The 21,812-nt window shown below is 44.1% G+C and carries 19 protein-coding genes and 1 tRNA gene; 6 read left to right on the forward strand and 14 right to left on the reverse strand.

Annotation, left to right across the window (positions count from 1 at the left end; all coding sequences use genetic code 11):
- Positions 1 to 58: 58 nt before the first annotated feature.
- Positions 59 to 1,933 (reverse strand): putative bifunctional diguanylate cyclase/phosphodiesterase, encoded by a 1,875-nt coding sequence (locus UCH003_RS03605; RefSeq protein ID WP_231964806.1) that lies wholly within the window; start codon positions 1,931 to 1,933, stop codon positions 59 to 61.
- Complete coding sequence (locus tag UCH003_RS13790; RefSeq protein ID WP_231964807.1) at positions 1,908 to 2,354, reverse strand: hypothetical protein; 447 nt, start codon at positions 2,352 to 2,354, stop codon at positions 1,908 to 1,910. The genes UCH003_RS03605 and UCH003_RS13790 overlap by 26 nt, the downstream gene beginning before the upstream one ends.
- Before the next feature lie 120 nt (positions 2,355 to 2,474).
- Here UCH003_RS13790 and UCH003_RS03610 point away from each other — a divergent pair, with 120 nt between their 5' ends.
- From UCH003_RS03610 to UCH003_RS03620, 3 genes are read left to right on the forward strand one after another with little or no spacing between them, the layout of a single operon-like run.
- Positions 2,475 to 4,070, forward strand: coding sequence for an ABC-F family ATP-binding cassette domain-containing protein (locus UCH003_RS03610; protein WP_060825467.1), 1,596 nt, complete (start codon positions 2,475 to 2,477; stop codon positions 4,068 to 4,070).
- The gene (locus UCH003_RS03615; protein ID WP_231964808.1) at positions 4,060 to 4,398 is read left to right on the forward strand and encodes a translation initiation factor; all 339 of its coding nucleotides are present in this window, start codon (positions 4,060 to 4,062) and stop codon (positions 4,396 to 4,398) included. The genes UCH003_RS03610 and UCH003_RS03615 overlap by 11 nt, the downstream gene beginning before the upstream one ends.
- 3 nt (positions 4,399 to 4,401) lie before the next feature.
- Positions 4,402 to 5,316 (forward strand): AEC family transporter, encoded by a 915-nt coding sequence (locus UCH003_RS03620; protein WP_060825468.1) that lies wholly within the window; start codon positions 4,402 to 4,404, stop codon positions 5,314 to 5,316.
- Here the strand turns inward: UCH003_RS03620 and UCH003_RS03625 are convergent.
- The 10 genes from UCH003_RS03625 to UCH003_RS03670 all read right to left on the reverse strand — a co-directional run bounded on the left by UCH003_RS03625 (position 5,308) and on the right by UCH003_RS03670 (position 18,135).
- Positions 5,308 to 6,006, reverse strand: a complete 699-nt coding sequence (locus tag UCH003_RS03625) for a potassium channel family protein (protein WP_060825469.1) — start codon at positions 6,004 to 6,006, stop codon at positions 5,308 to 5,310. The genes UCH003_RS03620 and UCH003_RS03625 overlap by 9 nt on opposite strands.
- Positions 6,003 to 7,565, reverse strand: coding sequence for a potassium channel protein (locus UCH003_RS03630; protein WP_060825470.1), 1,563 nt, complete (start codon positions 7,563 to 7,565; stop codon positions 6,003 to 6,005). Before UCH003_RS03630 ends, UCH003_RS03625 begins: the two co-directional genes overlap by 4 nt.
- Positions 7,566 to 7,603: 38 nt before the next feature.
- Complete coding sequence (locus tag UCH003_RS03635; RefSeq protein ID WP_144440976.1) at positions 7,604 to 7,810, reverse strand: Rdx family protein; 207 nt, start codon at positions 7,808 to 7,810, stop codon at positions 7,604 to 7,606.
- A 55-nt stretch (positions 7,811 to 7,865) separates the two neighbouring features.
- Positions 7,866 to 9,095: an EAL and HDOD domain-containing protein gene (locus UCH003_RS03640; protein ID WP_060825472.1), complete on the reverse strand. Its 1,230-nt coding sequence runs from the start codon at positions 9,093 to 9,095 to the stop codon at positions 7,866 to 7,868.
- 35 nt (positions 9,096 to 9,130) lie between these two features.
- The gene (locus tag UCH003_RS03645) at positions 9,131 to 10,459 is read right to left on the reverse strand and encodes a M99 family carboxypeptidase catalytic domain-containing protein (RefSeq protein ID WP_231964809.1); all 1,329 of its coding nucleotides are present in this window, start codon (positions 10,457 to 10,459) and stop codon (positions 9,131 to 9,133) included.
- 56 nt (positions 10,460 to 10,515) lie between these two features.
- Positions 10,516 to 10,902, reverse strand: a complete 387-nt coding sequence (locus UCH003_RS03650) for an HIT family protein (RefSeq protein WP_060825473.1) — start codon at positions 10,900 to 10,902, stop codon at positions 10,516 to 10,518.
- Entirely contained in the window at positions 10,899 to 11,777 is an 879-nt protein-coding gene (locus UCH003_RS03655) for a radical SAM/SPASM domain-containing protein (protein WP_060825474.1), read from the reverse strand. Before UCH003_RS03655 ends, UCH003_RS03650 begins: the two co-directional genes overlap by 4 nt.
- Positions 11,778 to 11,787: 10 nt before the next feature.
- Positions 11,788 to 13,617, reverse strand: coding sequence for a GGDEF domain-containing protein (locus tag UCH003_RS03660; RefSeq protein WP_060825475.1), 1,830 nt, complete (start codon positions 13,615 to 13,617; stop codon positions 11,788 to 11,790).
- Between the two features lie 15 nt (positions 13,618 to 13,632).
- Complete coding sequence (glmS, locus tag UCH003_RS03665; RefSeq protein WP_060825476.1) at positions 13,633 to 15,444, reverse strand: glutamine--fructose-6-phosphate transaminase (isomerizing); 1,812 nt, start codon at positions 15,442 to 15,444, stop codon at positions 13,633 to 13,635.
- A 165-nt stretch (positions 15,445 to 15,609) separates the two neighbouring features.
- Positions 15,610 to 18,135: an HD domain-containing protein gene (locus tag UCH003_RS03670; RefSeq protein WP_060825477.1), complete on the reverse strand. Its 2,526-nt coding sequence runs from the start codon at positions 18,133 to 18,135 to the stop codon at positions 15,610 to 15,612.
- Positions 18,136 to 18,301: 166 nt separating this feature from the next.
- Between UCH003_RS03670 and UCH003_RS03675 the strand changes: the two genes are divergently transcribed.
- Positions 18,302 to 18,377: transfer RNA gene (locus tag UCH003_RS03675), tRNA-Lys, on the forward strand.
- A gap of 88 nt (positions 18,378 to 18,465) precedes the next feature.
- The gene (gene trpB, locus UCH003_RS03680) at positions 18,466 to 19,674 is read left to right on the forward strand and encodes a tryptophan synthase subunit beta (RefSeq protein WP_039674083.1); all 1,209 of its coding nucleotides are present in this window, start codon (positions 18,466 to 18,468) and stop codon (positions 19,672 to 19,674) included.
- A gap of 417 nt (positions 19,675 to 20,091) precedes the next feature.
- Here trpB and UCH003_RS03685 read toward each other — a convergent pair whose 3' ends face one another.
- Together UCH003_RS03685 and UCH003_RS03690 are read right to left on the reverse strand one after the other, a co-directional pair.
- Positions 20,092 to 20,379 (reverse strand): type II toxin-antitoxin system RelE/ParE family toxin, encoded by a 288-nt coding sequence (locus UCH003_RS03685; RefSeq protein WP_144440977.1) that lies wholly within the window; start codon positions 20,377 to 20,379, stop codon positions 20,092 to 20,094.
- The gene (locus tag UCH003_RS03690) at positions 20,376 to 20,612 is read right to left on the reverse strand and encodes a hypothetical protein (RefSeq protein ID WP_060825478.1); all 237 of its coding nucleotides are present in this window, start codon (positions 20,610 to 20,612) and stop codon (positions 20,376 to 20,378) included. The genes UCH003_RS03685 and UCH003_RS03690 overlap by 4 nt, the downstream gene beginning before the upstream one ends.
- A 120-nt stretch (positions 20,613 to 20,732) precedes the next feature.
- Here UCH003_RS03690 and mqnE point away from each other — a divergent pair, with 120 nt between their 5' ends.
- The gene (gene mqnE / locus UCH003_RS03695) at positions 20,733 to 21,806 is read left to right on the forward strand and encodes an aminofutalosine synthase MqnE (RefSeq protein WP_060825479.1); all 1,074 of its coding nucleotides are present in this window, start codon (positions 20,733 to 20,735) and stop codon (positions 21,804 to 21,806) included.
- Positions 21,807 to 21,812 lie beyond the last annotated feature (6 nt).

Genomic DNA, 21,812 nt, shown 5'->3' on the forward strand with positions numbered 1-21,812 from the left:
ACGCGGTGCCGCTAAAAAGTAGAAGATTTTACAACAACTTTGTTTAAAAAAATGAAGCCTATGGCATCGAGATAGGTTTTTTCCCTTGTAGGAAGCGTTCTAACTCCTCTTTTAAAAGCGGTTTTGCGAAATAGTATCCTTGAAAAAGATCGCATCCCAAAGTGCTCAAAAGCTCTTTTTGCGCTTGAGATTCAACGCCTTCGGCAACGACGCGCATCCCGAAATTTTTCGCAATCGCTATGATGTTGCGTACCGTACTTGCCGATACGTCATCCTTTAAAATTTCGTCGATGAAGCTTTTGTCGATTTTGAGCTCATCGATGGGAAGTTTGCGTAGCATGCTCAAAGAAGAGTACCCCGTCCCGAAATCGTCCATCGAAATTTGAATGCCCATCGTTTTAATCTCTTGTAAAAGCGGCACTAAAAAATGAAGATCTTCGATAAAGAGATTTTCCGTGACTTCCAGCGTTAACGAAAGCGACCTAATGTGCGTTTTTTCAATCGTTTCGATTAGATGTCGTAAAAAAGAGGGGTCGGTAAATTGGCGTACCGAGATATTGATCGAGACGCAAAAATCGTATCCGAGGCGTTGATGTATGTCGTGCATTTGCGTACAAACGCTTTCAAGAATAAAACGTCCGATGTTCGGCATTAAACCCGAAGCCTCCGCCAAAGGAATAAACAAATCGGGCGCAACGGAACCTAAGTGTGCGTTGTTCCATCGTACCAAAGCTTCGACCCCGTGAAGCCTCTCTTGCGCGTCGACTTGGGGTTGGTAGACCATAAAAAGTTCATGATTGTCGAGGGCTTTTCGTAACTCTTGTTCGACGTGAACGTTACGTAAAAAGCCTTCTTGCATCGTTTCGGCAAAAATATGCGCACTGTTTTTGAGTTTTTTGGAAGCGTAAAGGGCAATATCTGCCGCGCGCATTAACATGTCAAGGTCTTCCCCGTGTTGAGGGTACAGTGCAATGCCGACGCTAGCACCGACCGTGAAACGTAACGTATCGATCGTATAAGGCTTGGAAAGGGTTTCGATGAGGTGCGTCGCAAAATCGAGTACCGCTTGCTTTTCAGACAGCTGCGTGAACAGTATAAATTCGTCGCCGCCGTAACGGATAATTTCGGCGTCGGAGGGCAGAAGCGTTTTTAAACGGTTTGCGATCGCGACCAAGAGCCTATCGCCGTAGTGATGTCCGAAGCTATCGTTGATATTTTTAAAATGGTCCATATCGATATATAAAAGCGTAAACGGAGGTGCGTCTTTTGCGATTCGGTTTGAACTCACGGTTTGTTGTAAATAGTTGCGGTTGGGTAAGTCGGTGAGTTGATCGTGCGTCGCTTGGTACGTTAAATCCGCACGGCGCTTGGATTCTGCTTGCGCAATAAAGAGGAACAGAAGGTAAAAAACCGTACCGAAAAGAAGGAAAACGCCTGCATACAGTCCGAGCGTTTCCATAAATTCTCCCACAATAACGTCAAAAGAGGTTTGTGCCACGATCCAAAGTTTATACTGGGCATTGTATTTCAACGAAGAGAGGTAGCGACGAGAATGTTCGTCTTGATAGCGAAACGACACCAAAAGTTCGTTGTTTTGCAACGTTTGAGGATTGAGCCCGTATGTATCGAAAATCGTGGTCCAAATACGCTCCATCGTCTCGGGAGGAAAAGGTTTTTGATAGGTTCGGTTGTATTCGTCGTGCTCTTGTGAAAGGTACTGGAGATACAAATCACTCTCTCGAATGATCGAAACGACGAGATTTTGGCGATAACGCACCGTGCTAATCAGGCGGTCGAACGTGCTGGTGAGTTTCAAAAGCGCGGTCATGACAAACAGAGGTTTTCCCTCGGTGTCGCGAATCGTTTTACGAATCGGCATCGCCCATTTTTGAAGTTCGGGCGTAAAATTAGGTACGACCGAAAACCATTCCATGGTGTGAAAGTGCGTCCATAAAAGAGGCATAACTTTCGGGTCTATTTTTGAGATTGGGAATACGCGCGGGATCGCTATCGGAACTACCGTAGAGAAAAACACCCTCGGGCGTCGTGACGCCGAATGCCAAAACGTCGGGGTTGTCTAAGAGTGCTTTGGCGTATTTGCCGATACCGGAGGGGTGATGTACGTAACGGTCTTCTTCGGCAATAGCCGCGCCTAAAACGTCCATCAAACGCTCTTGCGTATCAAACAAAGAGTGGGTTGCGTTGGCGATCAGTTCGACGGTGTTTTCTTGCGCAATTTGGTACTTTAAAGAGATGTTTTGCCATTTAAAATAGCTGAGTAAAAGAAATAAGATAACGGCGGTTAAGGTTAAGCTGTAAAAAATCAACCAAATATTTTTTTTGAAAAGTGCCACCAAGTGTTCCTTAACACAATCTGCGTGCATTAATTGTAGCATTTTTTAGTCTGATTGGGCGATAAATCAAGATAAAAGAACCTTAATGGTATAATCCGCGAAAAACTAAAGCGAGTATGTATGGTCGAAGTCAACAATCTAACGATGCGCTTTTCGCATCAGCTTTTATTTGAAAATATCAATCTGAAATTGGACAAAGGAAAACGCTACGGATTGATCGGCGCAAACGGAGCGGGTAAAACAACGTTTTTAAAAATTTTATCGCGCCAAATCGAGCCGACCAGCGGCAATATTTCAATTGAAAACGGTCTTCGCGTCGGCGTTTTAAACCAAAACCAGTATGCGTTTGAAGAGTACACCCTCAAAGATGCGGTTATGTACGGCAATAAAAGATTGTACGATGCAATCAAAGAAAAAGAGCATTTGTACGCAACGGGCGATTTTAACGACGATAAGGTCAACGACCGATTGGCGGAATTGGAGATTGTCTGTGCCGAAGAAGATCCGACCTATGAAGTGGACGTCAACATCGAAAAGATTTTAGCCTCTTTGGGTTTTACGGTCGATATGCACGACATGTTAATGAGCGAACTTACCGGCGGCGATAAATTTAAGATTTTGCTGGCACAAGTGCTCTATCCTAAACCGGACGTTTTGTTTCTTGACGAGCCGACCAACAACTTAGACTTGGAAGCGATTTCGTGGTTGGAAGAACAGTTGGTTCGCCATGAGGGTACTATGGTCGTTATTTCGCATGATAGACACTTTTTAAATGCGGTCGTGACGCATATTTTAGACGTCGATTTTAAAAAGATTCGCGAATTTACGGGCAATTACGACGAATGGTACATGGCGGCAAATTTGATCGCCAAACAGCAAGAGATGGAGCGCGATAAAAAGCTCAAAGAAAAAGAGGAGCTCGAAGCGTTCGTGCGCCGTTTCTCCGCCAACGCGTCTAAAGCAAAACAAGCGACCTCCCGTCAAAAACGTCTTGAAAAGCTCGATATTGCCGACATTCAAACCTCTTCGCGAAGGGATCCGAGCATCGTGTTTCGCATGGGGCGCGACATCGGTAACGAAGTCTTGGAAGTCGAAGGCATTGAAAAAAGTTACGGTGATCAAAAAGTGTTGCATTCGGTTTCGTTTAAAGTCGAAAAAGGCGAAAAAATCGCGTTAATCGGTCATAACGGCGTGGGAAAAACGACGTTGTGCAGCATCATCATGGAGCAATTGGAGAAAGACGCCGGAACGATTAAATGGGGCGCGACGATTATCCCGAGCTATTTCCCTCAAAATACGACCGATATGATTAACGGTGATTTGCAGTTGTTTGAGTGGTTACAACAATTTGACGACAAAAAAGATCTGGACGAGATTCGTAAATGTTTGGGGCGAATGTTGTTCTCGGGCGAAGAGCAAAAAAAAGGCGTCGGACAACTCAGCGGCGGGGAAAAACACCGTATTGGACTTTCGAAAATGATGTTGGAAAAAGGCAACTTTTTAGTCTTGGACGAGCCGAACAACCACCTCGATCTTGAGGCGATTATCGCTTTGGGCGAAGGACTTTTCAAATTTCCCGGCAACGTGATTTGCGTCACGCACGATCGCGAACTGATCGACGCGTTTGCCAACCGAATTATCGAACTTCACGCCGATGGAAGTATCATCGATTTTAAAGGCAATTACGAAGCGTTTCGAGAGACGTATGGCCGATAAAAAAGCCCCTTTTACGATCGGCTCGTCGTTAGATTGTATTCAAGCGTGGGAAATGGAGGAAGAAAAGTCCTCCGTGCTTACATGTGAGTTTAAAGAGCCTTGCAAGCACCTTTTAGTCATGCATATGGAAAAACGCCAAGGCAAGCCCGTCAGTATCGTGGAGCCTTTTTTTCTAGGCAAAGAGGCGTTGAGCACTTTGTGTTCGCAGTTGAAAAAAAAGTTGGGAATCGGCGGTACATGTAAAGACGATCGATTGGAATTTCAAGGCGAATGCCGCGAAAAATTAAAAGTATTACTGCAAGCACAAGGATTTCGTTTTAAAGGATAAACAGTGTCGACTCTTTTAATCAATGCGTTGTTGCCGATTGCTTTGATTATCTTTACGGGCTACCTTTTTAAGCATATGAAATTTCCTACGGCGGATTTTTGGCCGAAGATGGATCGCTTTACGTATTACGTTTTGATGCCTTCGTTGTTGGTTTATGAACTCGCCGTCGCCAAAATCGACGTGAGCCATACGGTCAATTTGGTGGTAATCAGTTTGTCGGGAATTTTTATCGTTTTGGTACTATTGATGTTGCTTAAGGGCGTTTTTCATTTTGAAAACCGAGCGTTTACCTCGATCGTTCAAGGCGGCATTCGTTTTAATACCTACGTTCTTTTGGCTCTGGTCAATGCGCTTTACGGCGCACAGGGCTTGGTTTTAAGCGCAATCGTCATCGCATTTGCGATTCCGTTCATCAACGTCTTGTGCATTAGTGTTTTTGCGATTTATACGCGCGAGGGAACGTTTTCGATGAAACGTTTTTTGACGACGGTCGTGAAAAATCCTCTGATCGTCGCATGTGCGATCGGCGGATTGTTAAACGTGCTTGGAAACCCTTTGCCGACTTTTATGCTTAAAAGCATTGCAATTATCAGTCATGCGGCGTTGCCGATGGGGCTTTTATCGGTCGGCGTGGGATTGGAGTTAAAGCATCTAAGTCATGCTAAAAAAGCTCTGGTCGTCTCTTCGAGTGCTAAATTGGTCGTTTTCCCGCTGATTGCCTACGCTTTAGGAACATTTACGGGATTAAGCGGTATGAGTTTGAGCATCGCCGTTATTTTCGCTTCGATGCCTACGGCAACGTCGGCGTATATTTTAGCACGCGAAATGGGTGGAGACGTCAGCTTAATGGCGTCGATTATTACCGTGCAAACCTTGACATGTATGGGAACGCTTTTTTTGATTCTTCCGTTACTCTAAACAAAAATCCGTCTTAAAACGACGAATCTCGCTCCTTGAACCTATAACGACAAGAACGTCTCCGGCATCGAGCTTATGCGTATGGCCTTCGGTAATGAAAATAAATTCCTTGTTGAATTCTTTATCGTGGAGTCCTAACAGTAACATGTTATACGCTTTCCATGCGGAATATTGACTCAAAAGCGTACCGTTGAGAGGCGACGTCTCGGTCACGGTCAGTTGCGCCATATTGACGTCTTCTTCTCCAAAAATCGTCGTTTCGACGATTTGCATGACTTCGGGTTGCGTAATAAGCTTGTAAATTTTTTTACCCGTAATTTGGTAAGGATCGAGAATGGTCGTCGCTCCGGCAATTTCGAGCTTATGAACGGCATCTTTCGTGTGCGTGGTCGCAATGATAGGAACGTTCGGATCGATAGCGCGCACGGAAAGGGTTAAAAAGACGTTGTGCACGTCGTCGTCAAAAAGGCAAAAGACGAAACCGACGTTTTGAGCGATACCGAGCGATTCAAGCGCATCGTCGTCGCCGTAGTCGCAGACGATCAGATCAAATCCCTCTTTTTGCGCTTTGACAAGAGCCGCTGGGTCGTAATCGACCAGCCTGAACGCGTAGCCTTGTTTTTTGAGTTTTGTCGCAATTTCTAACGCCGTACGGCTAAAACCGAAGAGTAAAATCAAAGCATCGTTCATTCGCGACTCCTCTTCTCGTTTTGTTTGCGAAAAGCGTTAATAGCGTGTTTACGCCCCATGACGATGAGGCTGTCGTGTGGTTGCAAGACAAAATCGTCCGCAGGGTTGAAGAAGAAGTATTTTTCACATGTACTTTCGTCTTGACGTACGATACCGAATAAGAGCAAACGCCTAGAGGATAAGCTCAAAGCGGTAACCGTTTGGCGGTTAAAAAAAGAGTATTCATGCACAAAAATACTTTCAAAAACAATACCCGTATTTTCGCTAAGTATTCCTTCCAACGCGGCATACGAAACCGGTTGGGTTACCAGTTGCGCACCCAGAAGGCCGATCGTTTCATCGGCACTAAACGCATAATTTGCACCGGCAAGCAAATACTTTTTCTTGTGCGCCGCTTTAATGACGCGCGCGATAATCGTCGCGTGAGGACTTAAGCTTCGAGCACTCAGCGTGATAAAAATATTCAGTTCGTCGCTGTTGGTCGCACAAATAATATGCGTCGCACGCTTCTCGATACCGAGCGTTCCTAAGAGCTTGCTTTTGGAAGCGTCGCCTACGATACCGATCAATCCGCGTTCTTGCGCAAGTTTGATTTTCGCGGCGTCCGTATCGATAATCACCAAGGCGTTTCCGTCTTCATGGAGCATTTTAGCAACGACTTCGCCGACCCTTCCGTAGCCGCAAATCAGAATATAGCGTTCAAGTTTTTCGATGTCGTAGTAAAGACGGTTCTCTTTTAGCTCGACGAGTTTGTTTTGAAACGACGAGACGATAATGGACGTTAAAAATGCCAATACGCATACGCCGAGAATAATCAACACCATCGAAACCGCCATACCTTCTTGGGTCAACGGGACGATGTCGCCGTATCCGACGGTTCCCATCGTGACGATCGACCAATAAATGGCATCAAAAAGCGTGTTGATTTTCGGATTTTGGTTGGTTTCGAAGATATAAATCGCCGAACTGCCCGCAAAGATAACAAAACCCGCAAAAATCGCCAAAGTCAACAACTCAAATTTCTTTTCGTGCAAAATGGCGGCAAAGGTTTTCATACTTCTGGCATAGCGAAAGAGCTTAAAGATACGGAACAGAAGAAAGATACGCAAAAATCGAAGCGGTCGGTAGCTTGGAAGAATCGCTAAAAGATCGATAATCGCTAAGGGCGAAAAGACGTAATCCAATTTTTTACGAACGACTTTGACAAGCGCGCGTCCTAATGAAAAAGGAAGGTTGTTTTTTAGTGCGTATTCGTAGTCTTCGATAACAATCGCATGGCTATCGGAATAGATCCAAAATCGTAGAAGGTACTCTAAAATGAAGATGAAAAGCGATCCTTGAATGATCCATTCAAGGATGGATTCATCGGGATGCTTGACTTCGTAAAGCAGGCACAACACGCTTAAAACGACCAAAAAAACCATGAAAATATCAAAATAAAATTTGATTTTGGAATGCGGGTACTCTAAAAGCGTGCGTGCGGCTTCTTTCAAACGTCGGTAAGAAACGCTGGTGTCGAGAAAGTAAGCGAAACGAATCACTAAAGCGGCCAATGACACAAGGCGTTCCTTAAAAATTAACGTGATTACGCAAGACGTTAAAAAGACGTTTTGCGTAGGAGCGTCGCGATTTCTCCGATTTCGGGAAAACGTTCAACTTCGGTTCCGATTTTCTCGGTTTTAGAAAAAATGACGACATTATCGACGACGACATCGAAAAAGCCGCCCGTTTTAGGGCTCAAGGTAATGGAAGCATTTGGAAATGCTTGTAAAATTTCTTCTTTCACACGGAAAGCTCTTGGCATATATCCTCAACGCGTACAATAATAAATCGTAACGTTCATGATCGGTTCCTTATCATTAATGTTCTGTTTCTTCGACAAAGACGAGTGCTTTGGTGCATGCTTCGTAGAGCTGATCGGTCGTAAAGCAACGCGTATCGTTGATGGTATCGGCAATCTTTTGAGCATCGTTGGCATGGTTCATCTCAATTGCGATTTGCAATAAATTGCCTAAAAACCCCTCTTTGCGCAATAATGCGATTTTGATTTCGTCGTCTAGATGAATATGCGCCAAAAATTCTTCCATCGAAACGTTGAGATAGGCGTCGATGAGCGAGAGACTTCCGGTTAAAAACGCTTGGTTGGCATACTCTTTTTTATTGCAAAGAAGCGTGAGCTCTTCCATGACTTTAGCGCGAAATTTGGCATTGTTAAACAACTCGCCTCCGAAAGGGCGATGGTTCGGCGTCATATACAAAAAAAGTCCGAGCCACGAAAGCAGCTTTTTAGGACCGAGTAACAATACCATCTGTTTGATCGAGCTAATCTTATTTTTAAAATGGTAGGCACCAGAGTTGACATGTCGTAACAGATTGTAGACCAAATCCGGACATGTCGCAAAACGACTCGCGATAAAGGTCGCGTCGCTGTCTTCGTGAATGCAGTTCATCAATTGAATGGCACTGAGCGTGTTAGGCTCGATCTTGCGACCGCTTAGGATAACGGGTTTTTCAAAAAAATAGCCTTGGTAAAACGTAAATCCGTGGTGAAGACAGGCCTCATGCTCTTCATAAGTTTCGATCTTTTCCGCCAATAAAGGGATATTGTAGTGCGCCAGTTTTGCAACGGCTTGCGGAAGATTTTCCAATCCGATGGCTTGAATATCGACTTTGATAAAATCGATGTAGGGGAAAAGAGGTTCATAGGCTTTAAACATCGCTTCGCTGCAATCAAAATCGTCTAGGCTCAGTCGGTACCCCAATGTTCTTAAATGCTTAATGCGCTCGTACAATGCCAAGGAAATTTGCGTATGTTCTAGGATCTCAAACCCGAAATACTCTTTGGGGAGCAGTAAAATCGCGTCGCTAAAAATCATCGTCTCGTCGACGTTGATAAAACCGAACTTTTGTCCGATAATAGGAGAAAGTCCGATATTATGGATAATATTTACAATGACGCGTGCGGTCGCCTTGGCGTTGTCCATAAAGGTCGCAAGGTTTTGCGTATCGCACGAGCGGTACAGCAATTCATAGCCAAAACAAGCCCCTTCGGTGTTAAAAATGGGCTGCCTACCGACATACGTGCTCACGAATCGTTCCTTTCAAGAGAGATCAAGACCTACGTCTATTTTTTGCTTTTGGCCGCATCTTCAAATTTAACCGTGACGATACCGCAAAACTTTTTATCTTTATAGAATTGTACCATGTAGATGCTTTCTTGTTTATCGATAGCGTAATTACTCATAATTTCTTTTTGCATAATCTTAAGACCGCTTTCGTTTTCGACGCCGTGTTTGGAATAACCGATGACGTTAATGCGGTACCCTCTAATCGGTTCGACCGAAAAGTCGTTTTTAACGGTGACGAGCGAGCCGATTTTCACTTTTTGGACTTTCCCGTCGATGACGATCGAAACGCTATCCAACGAATGATCGAATTCGATAAAATCGGGAATCAGCGTCGAGACGACTTGGTTACCGTTCATCACTTTGTAGACGTTTTTTTCTTTAATGACGGCAACGAGCGGGTTATTGCTTTTATACTCCAATTTGTTCGGATCCATCGGAAAAAAACGAATGGAAGATTTGAGCGTTGAAAGGTCTAAGAAAATTTTTGTCGGAGGAATTTCAAGCGTGCCGTCGTCTTCGAGGAGTTTTTTTATCACGGGTTGCGAGAGTTCGAAAGGGCGTGAAAATTTGATACCCATAAGGTCCATAAATTTCTCGATCGTACGCAGTTGGTAATAGACTTTTTGGGAAAGATCGGTAATGTTTTTACTGGTTTCGATTGCAAAAGCGGGCTTATTGTTCGTAATCGAAAAATAGGTCAAACTTTGTTGCATTGCTTTATCTTGCGTCTTGGTATTGGTGTTTTTGACGTTAAATTCATGAACGTCTTCAATCAGCGCAATATTGGTTTCTTGGTTGACTTTTTTTGCGATATCGCCTAAATTACCGAATTTGGCACTGGGAATTTGCTGTTGATCGATAATCGTCGCTTGTCCCCATGCTTTGGAATTAAAATCTTTGTTGAGATTGCGCTCTCGGTAAAATCCGATGCCGTCGTGAAGGTTGAGCGTGAGGTCGACTTTGGGCGTTAAGATCAATTTTTTGATTTCATTGACGATCTCGAGGTCTTTGTCTTTAGGCTCTATTTTGGCGAATTTTCGGTTCATATCGCCGTAAACGCCGCGCTTATTTTGGACGATACTGTCGAAGTTAAGGTTGGGAACGATCCAAACATTGCCGCTTTCGATTTTATAATGTTTGGCTAGAAGCATAGGTGCGAAGTATCCACCCGGTTCGTCTCCGTGAATTCCTCCGATAATCAATAGCGTACTACCGGCTTGGGAGCTCTCTTTTTTAATCAGCGAATAGTGTAAGTTAGCGGCATCAAGTGTTGCGATGCAAAGAAGGCAAAGAAAGATCAAACGTTGAATCATCGTCATGGGCATGGTTATCTTTTTCGTAAAATTTTTTCCAAGAAGCTTAGCAAATAGGAGATTAAATTTTACCAAAGCTTCTCTTTAGCCGACAAGTTTTCGCGTAAAACGGTAACAAACGTTTCAAACGAAGGGAGAGAAAGTTGCGCTTCGCGTTGTTTAACTCCCCACATCGATTCGGGGAAATGCGTATCGTTTTGAAAGCGTGCCATCACGTGAATGTGCAAATGCGGAACGTAATTGCCGAACATCGCAATGTTGATTTTATCGGGAGCGTAAAAATCGAGCATCGTTTTTTCAACGACGAGCATCGCGTCTAAAAGAATGCATCGCGTCTTTTCGTCGCAATCGCTGAGCTCTTTGTACGGGTGTCGGCTAAAAATCTTAACCCACGGGATAGAAGCGTTTTCTTTTTGAAGGTAAAAAAAGTCGTTTTCGTAAATGTTTTCGTTCATCGTTCATCCTTTTGAAATCGGTGTTTATAGGTGCATTTGCGGCACAAGGTTTCCACACAGCGACCTTGTCGGAAACCTTGGAGAATCGTTTGGGCTCTTTGAGCATTTAAAATCGTCTCTAAGGAGTCTACATGTAAGTTTCCAAGCGGCATAACGCCTTCTTTATCCAAGCAACACGGAACGACGATACCGCTTGAGAGAATGCCGAAATGCGATTTTAAACCTAAGCAGCTTCCTTCGCTCTCATTCGTTGACGCTAAGGACGGCCATTCGAAATAGCGATCGAAATGCACGAGGACTTTTTCGGCAAGACGAAGCGAACGCGGTCTTTCGCGCTCGATGGTTTGGGCGTCCAACGTAACGCCGAAGGCTTGCGAGAGGTAAGCAAAAAGCATGGCGTTAAACGCTTTTTCGCTTTGCTTTTCGTCGAAATTCCAGACGCGCAGATTGATAAAAAGGTCTTTGCGCGTTTCGTTTTGTGCGCGGCACAGTTCAAGGACGGGTTGCATATAGGCTTCAAACGAGAGCGGCATAGCGTTTTTGTTGTAGCTATTGAGCGAGATATTCACTTGTTTTAAAGCAGGGTGTAAAAGCGTTTCGTGCGAATGTTTACTCAGATAGTACCCGCTGGTCGTTAACAAGCCTTGCAGTCCGTATCGCTTCGTTGCGCTGAGGTAAGCTTCAAGGTTGGAAAGGCTCAGCGGATCGCCTCCCATATGGTAAGCGATCTCTTTCGTATAGGCTAAAAGTTGAGCTAAAAGAGACTCGAAAAAATCGAGCGACATGGATTGAGGTTTCAAGGTGCTTTGCGGACAAAAGCTACACTTCAGCCCGCAGATATTACTCAGCTCGACGTAAACGCGATGAAACTTCATTGCACTCCCGTTAAAACGCGTTTTTGAGCTCTTGCTCGTCTAGCATAGAAGGGTCAAAACGTTTGACGCAATTGCGCCCGCTCTCTTTGGCTTTGTAAAGCGCGATATCCGCAAATTTGATGCATTTCCAAAGCGAATCGGAATTTTTCGGGAAGATGGAGGCTCCGACGCTGAGTGTTTTGTAAAACGCCGTGCCGTTAAGTGCTTGAATCGGCGTCTTTTCAAAAGCGAGGCGAATTTTTTCGGCGATATTTTGCACCATCGCTTCGTCGCATTCGTAAAGCAAGACTAAGAACTCTTCGCCGCCGAAACGAAACGCCGTATCGGCCTCGCGAATATTCTCTTTGAGGCATTTGGAAAGGGCGCGAATCGCTTGATCGCCGACGTCGTGACCGTGGGTATCGTTGACCATTTTGAAGAAGTCGATGTCGATCATTAAGATGCCGTAAACAATGTTATTGCGTTTGGCTTGCGAAAGGGCTTTTTCAATATATTCGTCCAAATATTTGCGATTATACAGTCCGGTCAACGCATCGGTCGTCGAAGAGACTTTTAAAATTTGCGTTAGGTTCTTACTGACGAGCTCGGGACGTGCGGCATCGATATAATTTTGAATTTTCGGCAATTGCGCCTTAATGTCGTTTAACTCTTCGTCCGAGCGCGCCCAAATACTAAGGAGCAATTCCAAATCGTTGGAAATGAGATAAGGAATACATAAAAAATGCTGACATGCGTCGCATGTTTCGCAGATATTGTGAAACTGATCGGAATAGACCGACTGTTTCGTACGAAGAGCGCGACACGACATCTCGACGTTACGTTCTTTCGTGGAAGCGTCGAAAACCACTTGCGGACGGAAAAACTCTTTTCCGGATTCGACCAAGACGAAATCATTAAGTGAAAAGTCGTTTTTTAAAATCATACCGATACGGCGATAGACTTGCTCTTTATCTTCGTCGAATTCAATGGTTCGTTTAAATTGGTAAATATCGGACAGTTCATGCACGATTGCTTGTGCGTCGAGCAAAAGATCGGGTTGATGATTCGGAGAGAGTGCTAGAAATTTTTTGACGGTCACTTCGATGTCGTTGAGGGTGTTCTCCAACTTTTCTAAAAGCGAATTGATCCAGAACATCACGTTATGGCACTCTTTATCGCTGCCGCTAAAACGGATACGTTTGCTGTAATCCCCCTCCTGAGCCTTGTTCATCACGTAGGTAATGGAATCGAAAAGCTCCATGAGAGGTTTCATCGAGTTGTTGATGACCAAAAAGACCGCCGTCATAATAACCAAAGAGAGCACGAAAACGCTTAAAGAAGTCAAAATACCGTTCGTGCGAATTTCGGAAATATCAAAAACGATGCTGATCGCGCCTAAAACTTCGCCTTCTTTAGCGTTGTGGCACTCCATGCAATTTGGGTTACTGCGTTCTTTAGCGATGTAAGGCGTACTGATGCGAAGTTTCGCCGTATGCGAACTCTCTTCGCTTTGCTGATGCACTTGACCGGTTTTAAGCGTTTTATCATCGATGTCGTCGCGTACGGTTTCATTGTTGAACCCTTTACCGAACTGCTTAATGACCGAATCGCTGCGAACGACCCATAACGCTTCGACGCCTTTGGCTTGGCTGATTTTATTGAGAAAAAACTCGCGTTGATCCATTGTTCCGGTGAGCATATGCGCCGAAAGACCGTCTTGTACCAATTCGGCAATGATTTGCGCTTTTTCCTCCGCGTTCTTTATCCCTAAATTTCGGATGGAAAGTGCGGAATAGAACATGGAAAGCATAAAAGAGGCGAAAATCGTTCCGACAATGACGATCGAGAGTTTTTTCTGCATCGCGTATCCTTAAATTTATTCTACCGTAACGCTTTTGGCTAAATTTCGAGGCATATCCACGTCGTTACCCAAACGCACCGAAATTTCCAAAGCAAGCAATTGCGTAATGACCATCATCTCAAAATATTCGCTCATAACATGGGTATGCGCTCGCGTTTTAATGACGTCGTCCGCCAAATCAAAAGGTTCAGGACTAATAATTAACATCGTCGAATCACGCGCTCCGAGCTCTTCGACGTTACTTTTCATCTTATCGTAGAGGAGATTTTTAGGCATTAGAGCGATCGTAAAAAGTTCGCTGTCGGCCAGTGCGATCGGTCCGTGCTTCATCTCTCCGGCAGGATAACCTTCGGCATGTAGATAGCTGATCTCTTTAAGTTTTAAAGCCCCTTCCAACGCTAGGGGATAAAAAAGATCGCGCCCGATAAAGAAGAAGCCGTGACCGTGCAAATAGCGTTTGGAGAGGCGTCTGATTTTTTCGTGAACGCTTTCGTTGACTTTTAAGACCAAAGGAATGTGCAACAACGCTTCGATTTCGGTTTTCATGCGTTCTTTTGTGATTGTCTTTTTCTTTTCGGCAAGGAAGAGGCTTAAAAGCCATAACGTCACGACTTGCGTCGCAAACGCTTTGGTACTGGCGACCCCTTTTTCGATGCCAGCACGCGTTAAAATGCTCATGTCCGCGGTCCGTACGATAGAAGAATTATCGACGTTACAGATAGCAAGGGTCTTCATACCGCCTTTTTTGGCCATTTTCAGTGCTTCTAAGGTATCGGCGGTTTCGCCGCTTTGGGAAATCACGATAAAGAGTGTTCGAGGCTCTAGCAAAGGGTCTTTATACCGAAATTCGCTCGCAATTTCGACGTTGGAGCGGATTTTGGAAAGGCGTTCGAAAAGATAGCTTGCGCTTAGTGCGGCATGGTAACTCGTACCGCAGGCACAAATTTTAATCGCATCGATTGCATCGACGTCAAGAGAAGATAGTTCGTCCAAAACGACGCTATCTTCTTTGGTTCTGCCCATCAGCGTTTCGGTCACGACATGGGATTGTTCGTAGATCTCTTTTTCCATAAAATAGCGAAACCCGTCTTTTTGGGCGGAAAGTTTGTCTTTCGTTAACGCTTTAAATTCGAGGCGATGTTCGATACCTTCGCTTTTAAGCGTGACGGTTTTGTTTTTTGCCCAGCCGTATTGACCGTCTTCGAGGTAGCATACCTCTTTTGCCAAACCGATCAGCGGTGCGTCTGAGGAGCTGAAAAAGACTTCACCGCATTCATTTTTGCCGAGTAAAAGCGGTACGGCGTTTTTAGCGAAGAAAATGACATCGGGTTCTTTTTGCGTAATCAGTAAAATCGCATACGCGCCGTGAAGCGCTTGGATCGTAGCTTCGAAGGCTTGAAAGCAGTCGTTCAAAAGGCGCACGTTTTTTTCAAACAGATGTACGGCGACTTCCGTGTCGGTTTGGCTTAAAAAGTTGACGCCGTCTTTGAGCAGTTCGTCTTTAATCTCTTTGTAGTTTTCGATAATGCCGTTATGAATGATGTACGAAAATTCGCCCCAATGCGGGTGTGCGTTGGCTTCGGTCGGTTTGCCGTGCGTTGCCCACCTCGTGTGACCGATGCCGACGCCGAATCCTTCCGAGCTATAGTGTTCGACTTTGCGTGCAAGGTTGGAAAGCTTTCCCGTGGCTTTAAAAGCGTCGATTTCGCCGTCTTTTAAAACCGCGATGCCCGCCGAGTCGTACCCTCTGTATTCAAGCTCTTTAAGTCCGCCGAGTAAAAAGCTTCTTTTTTCCGCCGTTCCGATGTATCCTACGATTCCACACATACCGTTTTTACCTTTCTTAATTGAGAGTTCTTGCAAAAGAACTTTTTATACATCTTTGAAGCAAAGCTTGAAAGATTACGTTAACACTGGGTTCTCTTTGACAGAGTACCCACGCACCCTTGGGTGCTTTTACTGCTTGTAAAACTCTTTTTGCAAGCAGTCTATTCAGAGAAAAATGCCGAGAATTTTCTCTTTATTGTCACATAAAGGGACTGTTTTTTCAATTAAGATCAAGTTTCGCGTCTTATTCTTGATCGTTTGTATTTTTGCCATCGCAATGTCGATGCCGTATTCGTCGAACATACTCATCATGTACGCCATCAAGCCTCGTTGGTTCTTTGCGTTGACGTGCATGAGCGCGTACGATTTGGAATGTTCGCAGTTGAGGTCGATCTCGCCTTTTAAAATAGTCGGCTTTTTTAAGACGGCTTTTTTATGCATATCAAACGAATTTTCGATCAATTCTTCTATCAGCGGAATATCGCTTTCGTCGACTTTTTCGTTAAAGTCGAGTTGAAAATATTTTTTGCCGTCGAAGAGTTTGTAAATATCCATTTGCACCAAATCGAGGTAGGAGAGTTTCCCCAAAAGGTAGCCGATATTAAAGCTGATACCCCGAATCACGTTGATACTGAGATGATCGTCGTTTTTAATCACGTAACGGTACGAATTAAGCGGCGTATCTTCCGCTTCTTTGACGGTTTTGACGATGGCTTGGGGTTTGAGTTTCAAAAAGAAAAAGTTTGAAGGCACCGAGAGCGTTTTTTTCTGCAAGGTTTTGGAAAGCTCTAAAAATTCGGGGCTTTTTTTCAAACTGTTTTCTTTACGAAGGCGTTTGGTCGTTTCGTCGATAAGCTCTTCTTTATCGAACATTTCCATCGACGCATTGTAAAATTCTCGTAAAAGCTTACCGATAAAACCGGTGTAGATATTGTCGTTAACGGCGTTCATATCGGCATACGTTAGAATGTAGAGCATTTTTAAGACATGTGGGGTTTGGAGTTTGGAGATAAACGCCAAAACGACTTTTTCACTGTAGATGTCTTCGCGACTGGCGGTATTGCTCATCAACGTATGGTAGCGAATCAGCGTTGCGCCCGTTTCAATCGCCTCTTCGGAAAAATAGAGTTTGGAGGCGTAAATGCGGAAAATCTTCGCGCCCAGCTCGCTGTGGTCGTTTTTACGTCCTTTGCCGATGTCGTGCAAAAAGGAGACCAAGCGTATTAAGGCTTTGCCTTCGGGGCATAAATCGTCGAAGAGCGATTGAATGAACGGATCTTTGATATGTTCGAGATGATAAAGCGTATGCAACGAGTGAATATCCGCCGGAAGTTTGTGGTATCCGTCGAATTGCGCGAGGTTTTGGATCTGTTTCAACGGTTTAATTAATTGTTGAAGCAGCGAAGCTTCGTAGAGAACGTTAAAAAGCGCATACACATTGGACTGAAATAAAAGCGCGTAAAACTGTTTATAGATTTTTTTAGAGTTATGGGCGGCAAAACGCGCTTGTCGGATGTAATGAATGTAGCTAATATCAAAGCTCACGTCGCGATCGTCGAATTGTTGCAGTTGTTCCAAAACCGTTCCGAGCGTCGGGATCGGTTTTTTGAGCGACGCGTATAAGCAATGATCGACAAGGTACAAACCTTGGGCGATACGTCCTTGTTTTAAGACGCTTAAGCGTGAAGGCACGGCAAGAAGCGAAGCGGTGAGCTTACGCGTGAAGATTTGGAACGTAATGTCGATCGTGTGCATGCAGGCAAACGTTTTGGAGGCAAGTTGCATCTGCGCATTTTTAAGGATTTTGTTTTCAAATCCCAATTTTGCGGCGACGTCCGGAATATACTCAAGGATCAAGACGTCTTGTTTTTTCTTGGCGCTGAGATGTAACGCGGAGCGTACGCGGTAGAGAAATTCGAGTGCGCTTCGAAACTCTTTATACTCCTCTTCATCGATAACTTCGGGGACGCGATCTTTGAGGCGAATGCTTCCGAAGAGAATTTTACAAATCCACGAAAGCGTATTGGCGTCGCGTAATCCGCCCACACCTTCTTTGATGTTGGGTTCCATGCTCATCGGGTTTTTTTTACGTCGCTCTTCGCACGCTTGAATGATGCTTTGAATGACCTCTTTTTTTTGCCAGCGTTGGATTTTAAGCAGTTCGCGTTCGGTTTCCATCCAAAGCAGTTTCGAGCCGCACAAAAAACGCGATTCGAGCATCGCGGTTTTGATTGTCAAGTCTTGGTTGCTCGCATGGACGATCTCTTCGAGTTTGTGCGTACGATGTCCTAGTTTCATTCCCGCATCCCACGCCAAATAGAGCATCGATTGAATAATCGGCTCGATGTTGTAGCCCGGAACTGCTTTGTATACGACCATCAAATCGACGTCCGAATAGACGCACAACTCTTCCCTTCCGTAACTGCCCATCGCAACCAGCACGATCGGTACGGCATTGGCAAAAGGCATGTAGTAGCCAAAATATTTGCGAAGCGTGTATTTGTAAATGATCGTAATGAAATGATCGATGGTTTTGGTATGTTTTACTAAAAAATCTTTACCCTGATTCTCGGTAAAAATTTCGTTTAAAGAGCCTAAATAATGTTTGATATGCTCTTTGATCAGTTTTGAAATTTCAAAGTCGTCCGCATTTTTTTCGATTAAATCTTCAATAATTTCTTCGATGTCCATCCTACTTCCTGCTCTCGTTTGAAGTCACATATGATACATTAAAAGAGCTTGTTTGTAACCAAAACGTAATAAAATCGTGACAAAAATTTTCCGAGATACTCAAAATAAGGCGTTAATATTTATTTTAACAAGAAAGGAGTAGCATTTCAAAACGCAAATCAAGCACGGTCCGTTAGCTCAGTTGGTAGAGCATATCACTCTTAATGATGGGGTCGTAGGTTCGAAGCCTACACGGACCACCACCTCTTTTTTTCCTCTTTCGCGCGCTTAAAAGTGCGATATAATGCTCTCTAAAAAATTTCATTCACGTTACATGTCAAAGGAAAACGTATGCAAAAGCCTTATATTAACGCCTTTCCGGATGCCGAGGGATATTTTGGAAAATTCGGCGGTGCTTTTTTGCCGCCCGAATTGGAAACCCAGTTCAAAAAAATAGAACAAGCCTACTTAACCATCGGAAATTCTCACGATTTTATTCGTGAGCTTCGCGATATTCGCAAACACTATCAAGGTCGTCCGACCCCCGTTTATTATGCCAAGCGTTTAAGCGAGTACGTCGGGGGAGCACGCATTTATTTGAAGCGCGAAGATCTAAATCATACGGGTGCACACAAGCTCAACCACTGTATGGGCGAGGCCTTGCTCGCAAAATATTTAGGCAAGAAAAAGCTCATCGCCGAAACGGGAGCGGGGCAGCACGGCGTGGCGTTGGCGACGGCGGCAGCGTATTTTGGGTTGGAGTGTGAAATTCATATGGGTGAAGTGGATATCGCCAAAGAGCACCCTAACGTTGTGCGTATGCGCGTACTCGGCGCGAAAGTCGTTCCGGTCTCCTTTGGCGCGCGAACGCTCAAAGAAGCGGTCGATTCGGCATTTGTGGCGTACCTTAAAGACCCAGAAAACAGTATCTATTGTATCGGTTCGGTCGTAGGGCCTCACCCGTTCCCGAAAATGGTCAGAGATTTTCAAAGTATCGTCGGTATCGAAGCAAGAGAGCAATTTTTAGAGATGACGGGCAATCTTCCCGATAACCTCGTTGCCTGCGTGGGCGGCGGCAGTAACGCGATGGGACTTTTCTCCGCATTCATCGACGATCCGTGCGAGATGTACGGCGTTGAACCCGGCGGTCGCGGTACGAAACTGGGCGAGCATGCGGCGAGTTTGACGTACGGAAGCGAGGGTGTATTGCACGGCTTTAACTCCATCATGCTTAAAAACGACGCCGGAGAGCCTGCCGAAGTTTATTCGATCGCCAGCGGTTTGGACTATCCGTCCGTCGGACCCGAACATGCCTATTTGAAAACCAGCGGACGCACGAAAGTGGGTATCGCCGATGATGCGGAGACGATTCGGGCGTTTTACGACTTAAGCCATTACGAGGGTATTATTCCGGCTTTAGAGAGTGCCCATGCGGTCGCGTTTGCAATGAAGCTTGCTAAAGAAAAACCGTATGAGTCCATCTTGGTAAATCTAAGCGGCAGAGGCGATAAAGACATTGATTTTGTGGTGGAAAACTATAAGCCCGAAGATTACATGTAAGAAATTGTGAGAGGAGTTTAGATTAAACCTTCCTCTCTTTCTTTACCCAGCCAAAGAATTTGTAGATTAGGTCAAAAATTATCTTCATATTCATGAAAATAATTTATTTGAGGCTTTTCTTGTGTTTTATTATTTAATTTATTTGTTCTTTGATAAAGTAGTTCTATTTTTGCATCTATATTATTGATGTATTGTTGTACTGAGAAGAATCTTGCTTGGTTAGTATGAAGCTATCCAAATGAGGTAGGCTATCAATGGATAAATTAAAAAAGGCATGGTATAGATTAAATTATAAATAGCGATACCTTTTAATAATTCCTAACCACATTGCTTTATCCATGGCTTTTTCTGTTATTTCTAATGTGGAATGGTCATCGGAAAATCCTAAATTATTACGATTCATGTTCTCCGCCCTTTTTATATTTTAATCATTTTTTTGTATTTATTAATGCCTAAAATAACAATGCGAGCATTTGAATTATCGATTTTATAAACAACGATGTAGCCTTTATGGACTAAATCTCTGAAGGTATCATCGTCAAAATAGATAGATTTTCGGTACATGTAAGGTGATTCGGGAAGTATTTCTATTTTTTTTCTGAGAGATTGTGCAAATTCATTAGCTCGTTGCTGACTATCAAGTGCGATAAAATCCCAAATAGTGCTTAATGCTTTCACAAAATTTTCATTGTAGAGAATTTTCAAAAACAAGCCTTAGCGTGTTCATCGATTTTTTCCCAGACGGCGTCGTGCGATAAGAGTTGAACCGTGTTGTTTTCGATCTCTTTAAGTGCGTGTTGAAAATAGGTTTTATTGGTTTCAAACAGCACGTTTTCATCGATTTGAACGTTTTGAATCATGCCTTCTTTAAGGCTAGAAATAAGGGTTAAAAATGTCTCTAAGTATTGATCTTGGACTTCTATTTGAATGGTTTGCATTGCAAATCCTTTGTAACTGATTCTTAAAAAATTATAGCATTTTTTCGCAGAAAATCATTTAACCTCTCTTTATAAAAAAAGTGGTTAAAATCTCTCTTTATTTCTTTCTGAAAGAATTCCATGACACTGATCGAAAAATTAGAAAACAATGAACGTCTCAGCCTTGATGAGGGCATCGCGCTGTACGATTTAGACCTGTTTACGCTCGGCAAATACGCCAATCAAAAACGTCGTGCGCTTCACGGCGATAAAGTCTTTTTTAACGTCAATCGCCACATCAATCCTACGAATATCTGCAAAGACGTCTGTAAATTTTGTGCGTTTAGCGCACACCGCAAAAATCCAAATCCTTATACGATGAGCCATGAAGAGATTTTACAGGCTGTTGAGCATTCGTTGAAGGAAAAGCATATTACCGAAGTGCATATCGTTTCCGCCCACAATCCTCATACGGGGCTTGAGTGGTATTTGGAAGTTTTCTCCAAAATCAAAGCAAAATTTCCCTCTTTACATGTCAAAGCGTTGACCGCGGCGGAGATCAACTTCTTAGCCGACGAGTACGGCTTAAGCTACGATCAGGTGATCGATAAAATGATCGAACACGGCGTGGATTCGATGCCCGGAGGCGGTGCCGAGATTTTTGACGAAGGCGTGCGCGAATACATTTGCAAAGGCAAGGTTAGTTCGCAACAGTGGCTCGAAATTCACGAGAAATGGCACCAAAGAGGCAAAGAGTCCAATGCGACCATGTTGTTCGGGCATGTCGAAAAACGCGAACACCGCATCGATCATATGCTTCGCCTAAGAGAGCTCCAAGACAAAACGCACGGCTTTAACGCCTTTATCCCTTTAGTCTATCAACGCGACAACAATTACTTACATGTAGACGATTTTTTAAGCTCCACCGAAATTTTAAAAACCTTTGCGATCAGCCGTTTGATGCTCGACAATATCGCTCACATCAAAGCGTATTGGGCAACCTCGACGATCAATTTAGCGCTTGTCGCGATGGAATACGGCGCGGACGACTTGGACGGTACGATCGAAGTCGAGTCGATTCAAAGTGCCGCGGGAGCCAAAAGTGCTCACGGTCTTGGCTTACAAACGATTTTGGAGCTGATTCACACGAGCGGTTTTCAGGCGATCGAGCGTGACAGTCTGTATCACGAACTTAAACATCACACACTATCTTAATTCAAA

The organism is Sulfurospirillum cavolei (assembly GCF_001548055.1).
GTDB lineage: Bacteria > Campylobacterota > Campylobacteria > Campylobacterales > Sulfurospirillaceae > Sulfurospirillum.